The sequence below is a fragment of the Colwellia meonggei genome (assembly GCF_057537295.1).
In genome coordinates, this window is record NZ_BAAJLZ010000008.1 from 37,538 (window position 1) to 54,392 (window position 16,855).

Below are 16,855 nucleotides of genomic sequence, written 5' to 3' on the forward strand. Positions count from 1 at the left end.
TACTTGAATTCACTCAATCAATGGTTACACTAGTTGGCCGATGTATTATCAAGAAAGATGTTATGACAAAACGAATTAGCCTATTTACCTTAATTGCCGCCTTTATCACTACAAGCGCCTTTGCCGAAACTTTAAAAGTTGCTTCATGGAATATCGCATGGCTTGGCTCGCATGAGTATAACCAACGCGATGAAGCTGATTATAAAGACCTTACTCGCTACGCAAAGCAGTTAAACGCAGATGTAATTGCCCTGCAAGAAGTTGAAAGTGCTAAGTGGGCCACGAAAGTATTAGGCGATGAATATGAATACTTTTTCACGACCAAAGACTGGGTACAACGGGTTGGTGTCGCAGTAAGAAAAACTAGCGGCTATAAAGCCAGTGCCATTGAGTACGTTGAGCTTGACCAAGGTTTAGCTCGTCGTGGTATGGATGTAACGTTAACCAAAGGTGATAAATCACTAAGATTACTGGCTGTACACATGAAGTCAGGCTGTTTTGATAAAGCACTAGATCAAGCCAGCATTGCGAAAATGCCAAGCAGTAATGACAAAGAAGTATATGCAAAAACAGCCTGTGCAGAACTTGCAAAACAAGCAATACCATTAGAAGCATGGGTTGATGCTCGAGCCAAAGAAGATACTCCGTTTATTCTGTTAGGTGATTTTAACCGTCGTTTTGTTCGTGATATTTCATTAAACCACAGTGAAATTCAAGGGCTATGGCAAGCTATTGACGATGAAGGTGCAGAGTCTCTATGGGCACCTACTATTAAAGCTGAATCAAAATGTTGGGGTGGCTACTATAAAGACTATATTGACCATATTGTTTTTGACCCTAAAGCAAGAGCTCGTTACGTAGAAAATTCATTTGACCAAATTGTATTTGAGCCAAAATATACTCGTGAGATCAGTCAAAAGTTAAGTGATCACTGCCCTATTTCCGTAGAATTAGCACTGTAGTTTTACAGGCATAATTGAATCAAATAAAGCCCATTATTGAACACTAATAATGGGCTTGTTTTAACAAAAATCTAGTCTCGCCAATAATTATTAGCGGCAGACACAGTTTGAAAATTAGTCGCGATAACTTGCGAAGAAGCAATTAAGTTTTCTGAATTTTCACTATAGTCTGGCCTAAGTTTACTTCGTACCGCATCTGACGGTTGCGTATACTTAACGCCCATTCTCGATAGCTTTATTGCCAGTTCATAGCCTTCTTGTGGCGTTTTTGTAATTAAGCTTGTTAACCATTGCTCTGACATCTTTCATTCCTCTATTTTATTTGAAATGTAAAATCTACTATCACTTAGGTTATTAATAGTAGCTGACGATTTGACGTTAGTAGCAATACCAAGCCTTGATTAATCGGACTCAGGGTTGACTAGCTGCTGGCAAATATCGATAACTGTTTGTGCTTGCTCTTTTGAAAGCTTGCTCATACAAAACGCCTGTTCGGTAATCTTTAAACTTTTCTTTGATAACTCTCTGCCGCTTACCGTTAAGGCAATATTTTTTTGTCGTTCATTGCCTGCTAACATTTGCCTTTCAATAAGCTCTTTTTGCTCTAAACGTTTCAACAGTGGCGTCATTGTTGCCTTACTTAATTTTGTTCTTTTAGCTAATTCACTAATCGAAATGTTGTCCTTTTCCCACAGTGCCATTAGTACTATGAACTGTGTATACGTTAAGCCGAGAGGCTCTAATAAAGGTCGATAAATACTGGTTAGATGATTCGACGCTGAATACAACGCAAAACATAGTTGTTCATTTAATTGGGCTACAGACAAAAAACTCTCCTAATTCAAAATAGATACACTTAATAGCACTATCAATTTTGCCTGCATATTATTCCACTGACAACCATTAGTTGACTAACAGTTCGTGTACGTACAATAATATAAAAGCCACTATAACTCAAGAGTAACGAAAATGATGAAATCAAAAATAGCCACTTTGGCGTTGTTATTAACCACAGCACCTGTTGTATTTGCGGAAAATATTGAGGTAGCGAAAAATGGTATTAACAGCTTTGAGCAACTATTTGGGATAACAGAAGGAAAGCGCCGAAACCACACTAAAGGCTTTTGCTTTAGCGCAACATTGACGCCAAAAGGTGATGAAATTCAAAAATATAGCAGCAGTAATTTATTTACAAACAGCGCTAAGGTTATTGGGCGATTATCACACAAAGGTGGAAATCATCAGGCTGCTGATAGTAAACCTGGAGAATATGGTATGGGTCTAGCGATCACTACATCTAATAATGAAAATCATCTAATGTCGATGAACACATTAGACTTTTTTCCCGTCGCAACACCAGAAGCCTTCGCAGAACTCATGCGTGCAAAAGTAGCTGGTTCAGCGGCAGTAAAAGCTTTTAAAAGTAAAAATACGGATCTTCAGCGCTTTAAAGCTCATCAAGCAAGCAAAGTTAATAACCTTAAACCTTATGAAGCAAACACATTCAATAGTGTAAACAGCTTTTATTTAGTTAGCAGTAAAGGTAAGAAAACAGCAGTTCGTTGGTCTTTTGTACCACAACGTCAGCAAGCAATAGTTGTAACGCCATCACAAAATTTTTTCTTTCAAAACTTACAACAAAATCTCACTAACAATACTGTCAGCTGGAATATGGTGATTACTGTGGCAAACCCAGAAGATGATGTTAATAATGCCGCCATTGCTTGGCAAGGCAAGCACCAGCAAATTGTTGCTGCTGAACTTACTATAGATGGTATTCAATCAGAGCAAGACGGAACATGTGATTTAATAAACTTTGACCCTTTGGTTTTATCAGTAGGCTTTGCACCATCCGCCGATCCACTTTTACAAGCAAGGCGTAATGCCTACGCTGTTGCATTTGGCCGACGCATAGCTGAGAAATAACTTATTTCTACAGGCAATTGTTTCATTAGCCGATGATTTATAGTAGATTTTTTAATCAAGCATAGTTCATCCAAGGAAACACCTCCTATGACAAAAGCGCATTGCGAATCATTGAAAATCGGCTTAGCACAGATAGCGCCAGTATGGCTTAACCGCGAAGCAACCACTGAAAAGATAATTCAACAAGTAGCCAATGCTGGTGAAGCACAGTGTGACTTAATCGCTTTTGGTGAGGCCTTATTACCTGGTTATCCCTTTTGGATTGAGCTAACGGGCGGTGCAAGGTTTAATGCCCCCGACCAAAAAGCTTTGCATGCACACTACATGAAGCAAGCGGTTTCAATATCCTCTGGGCATTTAGAGAGTATTTGTACTGCCGCAAAAAATGCTAATGTCGCAATCTATTTAGGCATTATTGAACGTGCGGATGACCGTGGTGGCCATAGTCTGTATTGTTCGATGGTTTATATCAATAAACTTGGTGAAATTGGTTCAGTGCACCGCAAATTAATGCCGACTTATGAAGAAAGATTAACGTGGGCACCTGGTGATGGCCATGGCTTGCGCGTGCACTCGCTCGGTGAATTTACGGTAGGAGGTTTAAATTGCTGGGAGAACTGGATGCCGCTGCCTCGTGCCGCATTATATGGCCAAGGTGAAGACTTACATGTCGCTATCTGGCCAGGTGGTGAACATAATACTCATGATATAACACGCTTTATTGCCAAAGAAGGTCGCAGCTTTGTAATGTCTGCGAGCGGTTTAATGCGCCCTGAAGACTTTCCAGCTGATACTCCATATTTAAAAGAAATTTTAGCTAGCATTAATAAATCGCATCTTGCTAATGGCGCGTCATGCTTAGCAGGCCCCGATGGTGAATGGTTGATTGAACCACAGATTGGTGAGGAAGGTTTATACACAGCAATAATTGATCATAAAAAAGTACGTGAAGAACGGCAAAATTTTGATCCCGTAGGTCATTACTCACGTCCTGATGTCACTCAATTACACGTAGATAGAACTCGACAATCAACGGTTCACATTAAAGATTAAACGTAAAAAGCAGCAATTGTTGCATCACTATCGCTGCTTTGGTTTATAACAACTCGTTAATTTCGCCATTACTTTCCAACACCACGGCTTTAGCCAATAAATCATTTTCTTTTAAATACTTACCAATCATCGTAAACGTTGTGGTTTTAACTTTTCCACGGTGATCTTTGGTAGATACATCATCAACAAATAAGTTACCTAAGAGTAGTTTTACTGGATTTATTTTCACCCGCTGTGCTTGAAAGTGCTGCTTTGCATTACTTTTTAGTTCGGCAATATCCGTAGTTTGATAAATACCTGCATTAATAATATTCAAAGTATGCTCCGTACAGTTTTGAAATGTATTATTAAACGGGTTAGCTATCACCGAGTAATTTTCATTGTGAATTTGCTTATCTTGGCCATTTGCAATGACAGTAATAATACGTTGTTGAACTGCTGGGGTAGGGATAATTATGCCAGCCTTAAGAGCATTCACTCCCCAAAAAAAATCAACAGGATAATCAATCACGAGCTCACTTTTATCCGCCTGATTCTGCTTTTGATAAAGGTTATGTATAGCATAGCCATTAACCTTTTCCCTATTGTCTAAGGTAATTTCCGAATATAATGCAATCGCTGTATGGGTAAAACTTATGCCTTTAGGTAACTCTTTTTCAGGCCTACCAATTCGAGCAATAATAAAAGCTCGTGCACCTTCTGCTGCGGCAAACTTTTCAACTTGTTTGGCAAATATTTCTACTTGCTCAATGGGCAATTTTATGGCGTTATCTTGTGCGCTGCCCGCATGAGCAACTGACCAATGCAAAGCACTTAAAGCGATTATAAAAGTATAAATCATACGCATGTTATAACTCCTCTTGTGTTGCCGCCATGATCTGTTTTGGTGATGGTGCTGCGGTAATTGTTTTATCGGTAATTGTTAATGGTGCATCATTCACTGCTGCTTCCATTAATTTAGTGCCCATGTGCTGAGATACCTGACCAACAGAACCAGCAACTATCAGCGGTACTGCGACCACTGCGCTACCAATTTTTGCACTCGCCGCTGCTCCATGAGAAGCTGCGAGAGTTGAATGTTTACTGGCAGCACTACCATTTTCCGACGCACCACTATTGGCGAAAGATTGCGTACTTGTAACCGCTAATATCGTCATTAAAACTTTATTAAATGTTTTCATTTTGCATCCTACCTATCAATTAAAGTATCGGTTAAAAACAACACTGATTATGACCATTGGATTGTATAAATAAACCAAGCTGTGTAATGTATTAACAATCAATACCAAAGGTATAGGAATATAATACTTTGAGTCAGTTAGAAGACGTGTGCATCACATTAAAAGGCTTACTGAAACAGCAGCAAATTACCTATAAGGCACTTGCTAGCCAACTAGCGATGAGTGAAGCCAATGTAAAACGTATGTTCTCACTAAAACAGTTTACTTTGGCTCGGCTTGAAGAGATTTGTCAGGTATTAACTATTTCACTTTCAGATTTATTTGTCTTAGTTGAACAACAGAAAAAAAAGCTCAGCCAATTAACAGTAGAGCAAGAACTGGAGCTGGTAAATGATGTTAAATTGATTCTTGTCGCAGCTTGCGTGCGCGATGGCTGGTCTTTTGACGATATTATCACCCATTATCAAATTGATAAATTTGAATGTATTCAACTTCTAGCAAAGTTAGATCGCTTGAAGATGATTCAATTACTGCCAAATAATCAGTATAAAGTGCTAATTGCACAAGACTTTCAATGGATCCCACATGGTCCACTTGAGCAGTTTATGACTAAAGACGGCATTTCAACGTTTCTTGCAACACCATTTACTGAAGAAAATAGCTTTCGCTTTTACATTCGTGGTACTTATAGTCAAACTTCTATTGATATTATTAAGCGCAAACTTAATCAGCTTAAAAAAGAAGTCGCACTGTTAAATCAAGAAGATGCGGCGCTACCGTTAGAAAATCGTCAACATGTTGGGTTACTATTGGCAATGCGCCCTTGGGAACTGCCACTTTTTCAAAAGCTCAGACGGGTTGAGTAAAGCATATTATGTATTTATAAGGAATTTACCATTGTCATATTTATCTATCGCTATTAAGTATCCGCAGCATGTTATTGGCAAAGCCTTAGGCTGCTTGATGTTAAGCGCAACCTTATTCGCCTGTAGTGCGCAAACTGATCGAATACCTGAGCCGATTCATGATTACTGTGCTGAAATTCCTACTGCCAATAACAAAACGCTTTCTCATTATTTAACGCCAGTAACTAAAAAAATGCGTAATCAAACTGGTGTTTATGTTTTGGAGCAAGGCATTGAAGCTATGCTTTCACGGGCTTGGTTAACCGAACACGCTGAACACACGATCGACGTACAATATTTTATTTTCTCTACTGATAATATTGGTTTAATCGCAACCGATTATTTAGTAAAAGCTGCCGAGCGTGGTGTAAAAGTGCGCGTGTTAGTGGATGACATTATGGTAGAAGCTAGTGGTGACGAGTTATTAACCTTAGCTGCTCATAAAAATATCGACATCAAAATTTATAATCCGATGGCCAATATCGGTAAGAACATTATCGATAAAGTTGTTAATTTAACCACCAACTTTCATCAGTTAAATCAACGTATGCATAACAAAACATTTACTGTTGACGGTAAGGTTACGATAACCGGTGGCCGCAATGTTGCCGATGAATACTTTGGTTATGATCATCAGTTTAATTTTCGCGACCGCGACGTTTTACTAATTGGCGGTATAACTAACAAAGTTCAATCCTCATTCGAGCAATTCTGGCAAAGTAAGCTAAGTATTGATGTTAAAGACCTAGTTAAAAATAGTAAGCCAAAAGGTTATCAGCCAGATTATACCCCGTTACATCAATACGCCTGCAACCCAGAAAATTTTGTGGCTTCAGTTCGAGCTAAAATTAACAATATGCCAATAGCCATTGAAGAAATTCAAAAGCAGCAACAATTACAATGGTTAGACAAAGTCGAGTATATTTCTGATGCTCCAGGTAAGAATAATGCCAATAAGTTTTTGGCTGGCAGCGGAATTGCCACTGAAAAGCTTATTGAACTCATTAATACCGCCAAAAAATCAGTTGTTATACAAACGCCCTATTTAATAACCACAAAACAAACACGAACAATATTACGCAACCTTATCGAAAAAGGTGTTGATATTAAAATTCTCACCAATAGCTTAGCCTCAAACGATAATTTAGAAGCGTTTAGTGGTTATCAGCGTGATCGAAAAGCGCTACTTAACACTGGCGTGGAAGTATTTGAATTTAAACCTGATGCCCAAATAAGACAAAAAATTATGTCTGAAGTTATGCATAAACAGCTAACTAAAGCTCCCATCTTTGGCTTACATGCTAAATCGATGGTTATTGATGACCATACAACCGTCATTGGCACCTATAATGTTGACCCACGTAGCGCGAATTTAAATACTGAAAATTTTGTCATTATTCCTTCTAAGAAAATAACCCGTGAAGTAAAACAAGGCATGCTTGAAGAAATGCAGCCAGAAAATGCTTGGCGAATTACGCTTGATTGGAACCCTGATGCTGAAGAAGGCTTCATGAAAAGAATGAAAGTAAAACTGCGCCGCATTGTACCCAAAAGCATACTTTAATTATTAAACGTATAGGAATGAATAATGGCTAGTGACATTAACAAGGGATCTGAATACGTTATTTTATTGCATGGTTTAGCTCGTTCCGCACACTCAATGGACAAGATGGCGGCTCGTTTAACTGAACATGGCTATAAGGTACTAAATATCGATTACCCCTCAAGATCTTACCCTATTGAGGAGCTTGCTGAACAAACTATTTCAGATGCTTTAAAGCAATGCCAAGGTTTACCTGTAAACTTTGTCACTCATTCAATGGGCGGTATTTTAGTGCGACAATTTCTCAGCAATCACAGTATCGATAACCTCAATAGAGTGGTGATGTTAGGGCCCCCTAATCAAGGCACCGAAATTGTTGATAAGCTGAGTCACCTGCCCGGTTTTAGTTTTGTAAATGGCGAAGCTGGTGCACAGTTAGGTACCGGGGCATTAAGTTTACCAAATCAACTTGGCAAGGCTAATTTCGACGTTGGCGTTATTGCAGGAACACAAAGTATTAACTTGGTTTTATCATCGTTGATCCCCAGTACTGACGACGGTAAAGTATCAGTTGAACGCACTAAAGTTGACGGTATGAATGATCATATAGAAATGCCAACCACTCATGTTTTTATGATGCGAAATGACGCCGTAATTTCACAAGTTATTCAGTATTTACAACAGGGAAAATTTCAACATAATGCAACTTAGTCATAATGGCTCATGCCTGTTTAATCACTAAATTCACGACTAAAGTAGGATTGCCAAGCCCCTCTTAGCTGACTACCGTAATTGTTCGATACGGATATTCGTTCTAACAAACAAGCGGTGTTAGCATATGTTAAATTCCAAGCAAAAATTATTTCTTTCGGCCTGCACTCTAGCAGCTATTACCTCAATAGTTTTAATCATACTAGAATCACTTACTCGCCAGTTGGTCTGGCATGCGCTTGGAACATTTATTACTACGTGCATATTATTGCTGATTTTTATCAAAAACACGGTCATAAATAGTGAACAACGACAACAAAATCTAGTTTCAAATTCGCTACAATTAACTACCATAGGCACTTTTGCAGAGTCTCTAGATCAATACGCACAGCATCATGCAACCGTTGGTAAAAATATCGACAATAAAGCCAGTGAACTTGCCATTAATGCCGCGGAGGTTAGCTTTTTTTTAGATAAATTGAGTCACGCAATCGAGCTATCAGGCAATGACGTTGACAGACTTGCTAGTGCAGCAGAGCAAATGTCAAACAGCATTAAGGTGATGTCTGACAACGCAGAAATAGCGTCATTACAATCAAACAAAGCGATGGCTGCAACAGCTGATGGATCACAACATTTAACCAATAACGTAACCGTCATTAATAAGTTAAATAGCGATGTTGTTAGTGCCGCAGAAAAGATTACGCTGCTTTCAAAAAAAGCGGCTGAGATTCAAAACATCACTAATGTTATCGATGGCATATCAGGACAAACTAATTTACTGGCATTAAATGCCGCGATTGAAGCCGCTCGCGCTGGCGAACAGGGACGTGGCTTTGCAGTCGTTGCCGATGAAGTAAGAGCTTTAGCCTCAAAAACTGCTGAAGCTACTGAGCAAATAGGCAACATGCTTAATCAAATTAATCAAGAATCACAATCAACCACCAATGTCATGGAACAAGTTGTCGAACAAAGCCGCCATATTGTTGAAAGTATGGGAACACTATCGATATCACTTAGCGATATTAAACAACAAATGACAGACTCTGCAGATGCTAGCGATCATATTAATAGCGCTTTGCAAGAACAAACCAGTACTAGTGCTGAAATATCTTCAGCAATTACCAATTTACACGAGTTTTTAGTCGGTAAGAGTAAAGAGACACATTTAGTCTCAAAGAAAGCCACTGGGCTTTGTCAAAATACTGAATCAATATTTGTTGAATTATCTGAATTTAAAACCGGCTCTTTAATCGAGAAAATATCTACTATCGCAATAGAGTCTGCAACGAAAGTTTCAGTTCTATTTAATGAGAAAATGGCAAGCAATGAAATAAGCACACAAGCATTATTTGATTTTAGTTATAGCAAAATAACTGATACTAGCCCGCAAAAGTATAATTCACCTTTTGACAGTTTTACTGATAAATATTTGCCTGAAATACAAGAGCCTATTTTACAACATCACTCCGAAGTTATTTATGCTGGAGCTGTTGATATCAATGGTTACTTCCCTACACACAACCTTTGCTTTTCAGAGCCGCTTACTGGTGACGTCGAAATAGACACTATTCATAATCGAACTAAACGAATTTTTGATGACGCCACAGGCATTCGTTGTGGTCAACATACTAATAAATTTTTATTACAGACTTATAAACGAGATACCGGCGAAATCATGCACGATGTATCAGTACCGATCATCATTAATGGCAAACATTGGGGTGGTTTTAGGATTGGCTTTAAAGCGCAATAACCGCCGAAATATTTTTATGAAGTTATTGTGATAATGCAAAATTGACTATACCCAACAATGATAAATTTAGTATGGTGTATGAAGCTTAAGTCGTATTTAATTAATCTAGGTAGGGAATCAAGATGAAATTATTTAAACAGTTAACGCTCGTCACAGTCATTTTATCAAGTGTTGTTTTAACCAATAAGCTCTCGGCAAATGAAATGGAAATTACCGCCAACGAACAAAAAGTCTCACTAGACAGTAAATCGCATATCTACTCGGGAAATGTCAGAATTGCCTTTGCAAATGGCAATTTATCAACAAAATCCAGTCATGCCTCTTTTCAAAAAGGCAAAACCGTTATGGAGGGTGATGTTGAGATAATATTAGTCAATGCAATTGCCAAAACCCAAAGGGTTACTTTTACACCCTCAAATCAAGGCATTGTTGCTGAAATGGACAAAGTAACTTTCACTTATAAGTGATCTAAAATGGCAAGTAACATAATTCAATAATCGGCTAAATTATTAGCTGATTATTGAATCAGTTAGCCACATGGTTTTCAAAAATGATGCTGACATGGTAACCGCTTTTCCCTTGGCTAACAGTAAATGGCCAGCCAAACTGCGTGGTGAGTTTTTCAACCAACTGCATACCTAAACCAAACCCTAACTCTCCGTCACTATTTGCAAGCTCGTGCGTATCATGTTCAACATTGTTAATAATCACTTCATTGCCGCGCTGCAAAATATCAACATGACCACTTTGTGTATGCTGAAAGGCATTTCGAACTAAATTATTTAACACGATTATTGTTGGCACCTGAGCGATAGCAACAAGGCTTTGGTCTGTACAAATATTTACTTCAACTGACTTACCTGCTAACAAATAACGTAATTCAGCTTGGCTATTTTGCATTAAATCGCCGAGGCTGACATCTTCGATAGGCATATCAATATCGCCTTCTCGACTTAACCATAACAATGTTTCAGTCATCGACTTCATGGTTAAACTTGCCCGCTGAATACGATTTCGAATTTCTCGCTCTTTGTCTGATGGCGACGAATTTACTTTTTCCAGCAAAGCAGAATTACTTCTTAATACTGCAATAGGTGTTCTTAACTCATGGCTAGCATAACTTAAAAAAGCTTGTTCACGTTTTACTGATTCAGCCACTGACGCTAAATTATTATGAATAATATTAGCCAGTTCATTTAACTCTCTAAACTTAAAATCAGGCTGGTTATTTTCTAGATCAGCTAAGGTTAACTGTTTCCCCCACGCCTGCAATGACTCAACTGGCACAGCAATTTTCTTAAAGACATAAAGCAGTACTAAAATAAAAATGATGATACCGGATAAGCCCACCAAAATAATAATCACCATGGGATCAATAAAAAAATCATCTTCATGCTCTGCCGCCATTTCATCATGAATATTTTCATTAAAGCGTGACACAAAAACCTGTTTACCATCTCTGTTTAACACTAACAATGAGTAGATTTTTTTCGGCGGCGCAATATATGCCCAATCAACAAATTTAGAATGTAGTTCTTCAGTTTCCTCAGGAATTTCCGGAAAGTAATTACGGACAGGTTGTGGAACTTTTTGCCAATCGGTGGTGACATGGTATTCAAGAATGGTTTGTTCTACTTCGCCATTGTTGGGATATTCTTGACCAATTTGTAGCATCATATCTTCAATGACCATACCAAATGAGCCAATAAATAGCCGGGCACTTTGATAAGACAATATCACCGCTATTAGCAGCACAAAACTGGTTAGTAAGGCAAAAATATAGGTTCGAATACTCATTTCTATCGCTCTACTTCCTAAGCTGATTTTTCGCGTAAAACAAAGCCAAAACCCGTTTCTGTTTCAATAGCCAAATCAGCCTCGACCTTCTCAAGTTGTTTTCTCAGATGATGAATATGCACCTTTAGACTGTTGCTATCTGGCTGCTCATCACCCCAAACCACTTGCATTAACGCTGCCCGTGAGACCGGTTTCCCAGCTTCTCGCATTAACTTTTCTAATAACTTAAACGTGATTGGCGTTAGCTTAATGGCATCACCCGCATAACTTGCGCTGCGTGCTTTTAACTCTAGTGCTAGCTCGCCAACATTTAAGGTACTTGCTTGGCCACTGCGTCGTTTAGATAAGGCAATAACACGAACCAGTAGCTCTTCAATCTCAAATGGCTTAACAAGATAATCATCTGTACCAGCGTCAAAACCTGCAACTTTATCACCAAGTGAGTCGCGCGCGGTTAACATCAAAATAGGTGTATCATTACTGCTTTCTCTGACCTTCTGGCAAACCGATAAACCATCAAGTTTTGGTAAATTCAAATCCAATAAAATAACTTGATAATCATTAGCTTCAATTAACGATAAACCTTGAATCCCATTAGCGGCATGATCACAGTTAATACTCTCAATTTCTAAGTAATCAACCACTGTCGATGCAAGATCGATATCATCTTCAACTAATAAAACATTAATGCTCATGCACCAATTCCTCTCGACGTTTACCACTGATTTTTTGTTTAAAGCGGTCGATTAAGTTTATTGCATCTTGATGCATCATTAATAATGACGGCACCAATAACAAAGTAATAAAGGTCGCAAATAAAATACCATAGCCTAATGACGCTGCTGCAGGAATAATAAATTGCGCTTGTGTTGATGTTTCACTCAACAATGGCATTAAGCCAGCATAAGTTGTTATTGAGGTTAACAATACCGCACGTAATCGCCCTGTACAGGCTTCAATAATGGCTTCTGACACCTTAGCTTTTTGCTGCTTCAACGCATTAAAACGAGAAACGAGTAATAAGCTATCATTCACCACCACACCACTTAAGGCCACAATACCATTAAATGATAAAACACTCAGTACCATATCATTTAACCAATGACCTAAAATAGCGCCAACTAAGCCAAATGGGATAGCCATCATGATGATTACAGGCTGTACGTATGAACGTAATGGAATAGCCAATAAGATATAGATCGCCGCCATTGCCATAATAAATAAGCGCGTCATCGAATTAGTCGTTTCAGCTTGCTCTTCTGCCTCACCAGCAAAGTGAATAGCCAGATCAGGGTACATATTTTCTAAGCGAGGAATAAGCTCTTTTTCCAGCTCAAGCACTAACTCATTAGAAGAAATAATGTCTTTATCAACTTGTGCACTGACATATACTGCCGGTAAACCAGAAATACGGGTAATGTCATTTTGTTGATATTCAGAGGTTACTTTTGCCACTAATGCCAATGGCACGACTTGGCCATCAGTTAATCGAACATTGGCTTTCATTACATCATCAACGGTTTGACGTTGCTTCTCAGGATAGCGAATTCTTACTTTCACTTCGTCTTTACCACGTTGATAACTTTGTACAATTTCGCCACCAAATGCTTGAAGCACCTGACGAGATAAAGCTTGTGTCGTAAGCCCTAACGCTAAACCTTGTTCATTTAACTCAAAACGCAATTGTGCTTGGCCTGAGTCAAAATTATCATCAATACCACTGACACCCGCCACTTGTGATATAGCCGATTTTATTTCCTGACCTGCAGCACGAATGGTGTCGGTATTCCAAGCTTTCAATTCAACTTTAAAGTTATCACCACCACCAAAACCAGAACGAATATCTAATTTTCGAACCCCTTCTGGCATTTTCACTTGTGCTTTCCACACACGAGCAAATTCATTTAAACCATAAGGTGCGGCTTCATCAAGTTCAACAACAATAGAGCCTGCTAAGTCACTTTCGCCGATCACTTCAATGGTATCAATGCCCGTCCCTTGCTGGCTATATTTCGCCATCAACTCTTGGTCGGTGCTTTGCGCGGCAAGTTCAAGTGCATTCAGGTTTTTATTGGTTTGACCAAAGCTGGCATCATTTTGCATTGAAACATTCGCTTCAATAACACTACCAGGAATATCTGGGAAGAATGCCACCCGCACACCACCATTAGTCGGCATTCCAATCACTAAAATAAAAATAGCGATAAAACCACAAAGCACACCATAGCGATAATTCACCGCAAATTTAATTGCTGGTTGGTAAACTTTATCGCTAAACCACTGTAAACCATTGTCAGCAGCATCTTGAATACGTGGCCAAATACTTTTCCAACCCGCTGTACCTGTTTTCCTATGAGTATCTAAATGTGCCAAATGTGACGGTAGAATTAACTTTGATTCCACCACTGAAAGTAATAAACAAATAGTCACAATAACGGCAAATTGTGAATACACCTGCCCCATACCACCTTCAACATTAGCAAGGGCAATAAAAGTCGCCACTGTGGTTAACACACCAAATATGGTTGGTACTGCAACTTTTTGTGCGCCAACCACAGTACTTTTAATCGAATCGCCCTGTGCTTTTCGAGTTGCGTAAATACTTTCGCCGACCACCACTGCATCGTCTACAACAATACCGAGTGCGAGAATAAAACCAAAAGTAGTCATTTCATTAATCGTCATGCCAGTAAAGCTGTCGGTCATGAAAAATAACGTACCACAGAAAATAAAAGGCAAACCTGCTGTTACCCAAAATGCCACGCGTAAGTTTAGAAATATTGCTAAAACAATGAAAACTAGCGCAATACCTGATAAAGCATTTTTAACCAATAGCGCTAAACGATCTCGAATTAAAGTGCCGCCATCGTTCCAAGTTTCCATCACAACATTTTGTGGTAGTAATGCACTTTCTTGCCATTTACTGACAATGTTATTGGCCTGCTCAACTATTTTTAAAACATCGCCATTATCGTCGACATTAATTTCTACACCAATACCAGGTTTACCGTTGTAACGACCGACGACAAAAACATCATCAGCAAAATCATCGTTAACTTTCGCAACATCACCTAAACGAATTTGACTACCATCAGCCAAAGTAACTAAGGGAATATTGGCAAACTCTTTTTGCTGATAAGCCTGTTCGGCAACTTTTAAACGTACCACTTTATCTGCGTTACGTAAGCTGGTAGAAATGGCGGTGGCTGACTCACTGTTAACCACATCAGCAACATCCGAAAACGATAAGTTATAAGCTTGTAGCTTTTGCTCGTCTAGCTCAATCGACATCATCGGCTCAGCTTTGCCTTTTATCGACACATTTGAAATGGAAGGTTGTGCTAATAAATCAACTTTTAAGCGTTCGGCAATGGCTTGCAATGCTGTGCGATCACTATCGCCAAAAATCTTAATAGAATAAGCATGATTCAATTGCGTCATCTTCTCTATGCTTGGCTTTTCCGCTGCCGCAGGAAAGTTATAAATCGCATCTACTTTGGCTTTTACATCACGCAATAAAATATCAAGATCGTAGCTAGACGTTGCTTCTACGGTAACATTACTGCCGTTAGCATTCGAAGTTGACGTAACACGCTTGATACCTTGTACTGTCGCTAGTGCTTCCTCAATTTTTATTGCAATACCTTCCTCAGAAAGCTTGGCATCGCCACTATCGTAAGTCATAGAAATACGAATAGAGTCAGTCGCCCAAGGTGGAAATGCCTCTTTGCGCAATTGATTAAACGACATTAAGCCAAGAAAGATGATGGATAACATCAGCAAGTTTGCGGCAACTGAATTACCAGCAAACCAAGCGATTATACCGCGTTGGTGGTGTGCAGGTGTCATTACAGTAACTCCTCTACTTTAGCTTCTACCTTCATATTCTTTAAATAACTAGCCAGTGGCCGATTTACAATTTTTGCTGACTTACTTATAGCTGCGGTGTCAATCGGTTGCACAAAAACGGCATTGTTTTGTGAAAACATCACCTTTACCGATAAGTAATTAAGCAGGCCTTCATCATTAACCTGCCAAACAGTATTACTGTCTACTAATGCCGATGCGGGTAATTGCCATAGTTGCTCTATTTGTTCCCCGTGAATACTGGCTTTAACAAATGAACCTGGAAATAGCGGCTCTGCTAAGGCAATTGGTTTTTTAACAACAGCAACCAGCGAACGCTGACGACTTTGCGCGTCAATATGCTGTTCAACGCGATCAACCAAGGCTGGCCATTGTTTTTGTGTTGACTCATCCGTTAATTGAATTTCAATACCCGTCAATTGTTGTGGGTCATTTTGAATATTAGGCAATAATTGCCATTGTTGGGCTGATAACGGCAAAGCCACTTCAAATAATGAAATATCATAAAGATCCGCTAGGGTTGTGCCTGTTTGCACATTACTGCCCACTTGTATTTGTTTAGAAACCACCAAGGCATCGAATGGTGCACGTAGTTTCGTTTGTGCTAAGTCATATTGTGCTTTTTCCATTTCTTTAACTGACATAGTGTACTTTGCTTTCGCGGCAGCTAATTGTGGCTTACGCAGTACTAAATCTGATGCTTGTTCGCCAGCTAAACCAGACTGTTGCCATTCTTCTTCCGCTTGGCTGCTATTAAGCTGCTCTTGTGCTAAGGCTAATTTAGCATCCGCCAAATTCGCTTGCGCATTTGCCAATGCTTGTTGATAAACAATAGGTTCAATTTCCGCTAGCAACTCGCCTTTTTTAAAGGTGTTACCGGTTAAGAACTTGTCTGATAAATACGTGACTTGACCACTAACCTGCGAAGTTAATGCTAATTGGTTACGTGATTTAACTTCACCATAAGCGGTAACAGAAGCCCGTTGGCTAATAGGGGCAACTGCTGTCACCGACACCACTGGATATTGTGGTGCTACTTTTGGTGGTGGTGTTTTTTGCTGATTGGCAGACAAGGCACCATTGATCGTAATTGCAAGAAAAATACTGATTAACCCTGCCACAGTAGCAAGTGATTTTTTATTGATAATTGGCAT

16 protein-coding genes are annotated in these 16,855 nt (G+C 39.1%); 8 read left to right on the plus strand and 8 right to left on the minus strand.

The annotated features are described in order from the left end of the window. Window positions 1-62: 62 nt before the first annotated feature. Window positions 63-962 carry an endonuclease/exonuclease/phosphatase family protein gene (locus tag AC27E9_RS16265; RefSeq protein WP_487131985.1) on the plus strand — a complete coding sequence of 300 codons (900 nt, stop codon included), beginning with the start codon at window positions 63-65 and terminating at the stop codon, window positions 960-962. A 71-nt stretch (window positions 963-1,033) separates the two neighbouring features. Here the strand turns inward: AC27E9_RS16265 and AC27E9_RS16270 are convergent, their stop codons facing one another. After that, window positions 1,034-1,264 carry a hexameric tyrosine-coordinated heme protein gene (locus AC27E9_RS16270; protein WP_487131987.1) on the minus strand — a complete coding sequence of 77 codons (231 nt, stop codon included), beginning with the start codon at window positions 1,262-1,264 and terminating at the stop codon, window positions 1,034-1,036. 99 nt (window positions 1,265-1,363) lie between these two features. Beyond that, the gene (locus AC27E9_RS16275; RefSeq protein WP_487131989.1) at window positions 1,364-1,789 is read right to left on the minus strand and encodes a MarR family winged helix-turn-helix transcriptional regulator; all 426 of its coding nucleotides are present in this window, start codon (window positions 1,787-1,789) and stop codon (window positions 1,364-1,366) included. Between the two features lie 142 nt (window positions 1,790-1,931). Between AC27E9_RS16275 and AC27E9_RS16280 the strand changes: the two genes are divergently transcribed. Together AC27E9_RS16280 and AC27E9_RS16285 are read left to right on the plus strand one after the other, a co-directional pair. Then, the gene (locus tag AC27E9_RS16280) at window positions 1,932-2,888 is read left to right on the plus strand and encodes a catalase (protein WP_487131991.1); all 957 of its coding nucleotides are present in this window, start codon (window positions 1,932-1,934) and stop codon (window positions 2,886-2,888) included. 87 nt (window positions 2,889-2,975) lie between these two features. Further along, entirely contained in the window at window positions 2,976-3,941 is a 966-nt protein-coding gene (locus AC27E9_RS16285; protein ID WP_487131993.1) for a carbon-nitrogen hydrolase family protein, read from the plus strand. A gap of 43 nt (window positions 3,942-3,984) precedes the next feature. On the opposite strand, the gene AC27E9_RS16290 is transcribed toward AC27E9_RS16285, so the two are convergent. Further along, window positions 3,985-4,788, minus strand: coding sequence for a DUF2145 domain-containing protein (locus tag AC27E9_RS16290; protein ID WP_487131995.1), 804 nt, complete (start codon window positions 4,786-4,788; stop codon window positions 3,985-3,987). Window position 4,789: 1 nt separating this feature from the next. After that, window positions 4,790-5,122 (minus strand): hypothetical protein, encoded by a 333-nt coding sequence (locus AC27E9_RS16295; RefSeq protein ID WP_487131997.1) that lies wholly within the window; start codon window positions 5,120-5,122, stop codon window positions 4,790-4,792. 128 nt (window positions 5,123-5,250) lie between these two features. Here AC27E9_RS16295 and AC27E9_RS16300 point away from each other — a divergent pair, with 128 nt between their 5' ends. From AC27E9_RS16300 to AC27E9_RS16320, 5 genes are all read left to right on the plus strand, one after another. After that, window positions 5,251-5,988 (plus strand): helix-turn-helix domain-containing protein, encoded by a 738-nt coding sequence (locus AC27E9_RS16300; RefSeq protein WP_487131999.1) that lies wholly within the window; start codon window positions 5,251-5,253, stop codon window positions 5,986-5,988. Window positions 5,989-6,019: 31 nt separating this feature from the next. Continuing rightward, the gene (locus tag AC27E9_RS16305) at window positions 6,020-7,591 is read left to right on the plus strand and encodes a phospholipase D family protein (RefSeq protein ID WP_487132001.1); all 1,572 of its coding nucleotides are present in this window, start codon (window positions 6,020-6,022) and stop codon (window positions 7,589-7,591) included. Window positions 7,592-7,615: 24 nt separating this feature from the next. Further along, the gene (locus AC27E9_RS16310) at window positions 7,616-8,281 is read left to right on the plus strand and encodes an esterase/lipase family protein (protein ID WP_487132003.1); all 666 of its coding nucleotides are present in this window, start codon (window positions 7,616-7,618) and stop codon (window positions 8,279-8,281) included. A 268-nt stretch (window positions 8,282-8,549) separates the two neighbouring features. Next, window positions 8,550-10,037: a methyl-accepting chemotaxis protein gene (locus AC27E9_RS16315; protein ID WP_487132005.1), complete on the plus strand. Its 1,488-nt coding sequence runs from the start codon at window positions 8,550-8,552 to the stop codon at window positions 10,035-10,037. A gap of 122 nt (window positions 10,038-10,159) precedes the next feature. Further along, on the plus strand, window positions 10,160-10,504 hold the full coding sequence (locus AC27E9_RS16320; RefSeq protein ID WP_487132007.1) for a hypothetical protein: 345 nt from the start codon (window positions 10,160-10,162) through the stop codon (window positions 10,502-10,504). Window positions 10,505-10,562: 58 nt separating this feature from the next. Here the strand turns inward: AC27E9_RS16320 and AC27E9_RS16325 are convergent, their stop codons facing one another. Genes AC27E9_RS16325 through AC27E9_RS16340 form a run of 4 tightly spaced genes read right to left on the minus strand, consistent with a single transcriptional unit; the run spans window position 10,563 to window position 16,855 of the window. After that, complete coding sequence (locus AC27E9_RS16325) at window positions 10,563-11,834, minus strand: sensor histidine kinase (protein WP_487132009.1); 1,272 nt, start codon at window positions 11,832-11,834, stop codon at window positions 10,563-10,565. A 17-nt stretch (window positions 11,835-11,851) separates the two neighbouring features. Then, a complete protein-coding gene (locus AC27E9_RS16330; protein WP_487132011.1) occupies window positions 11,852-12,529 on the minus strand; it encodes a response regulator transcription factor in 678 nt (225 codons plus the stop codon). Further along, complete coding sequence (locus AC27E9_RS16335) at window positions 12,519-15,683, minus strand: efflux RND transporter permease subunit (RefSeq protein ID WP_487132012.1); 3,165 nt, start codon at window positions 15,681-15,683, stop codon at window positions 12,519-12,521. Before AC27E9_RS16335 ends, AC27E9_RS16330 begins: the two co-directional genes overlap by 11 nt. After that, window positions 15,683-16,855 (minus strand): efflux RND transporter periplasmic adaptor subunit, encoded by a 1,173-nt coding sequence (locus AC27E9_RS16340; RefSeq protein WP_487132014.1) that lies wholly within the window; start codon window positions 16,853-16,855, stop codon window positions 15,683-15,685. The genes AC27E9_RS16335 and AC27E9_RS16340 overlap by 1 nt, the downstream gene beginning before the upstream one ends.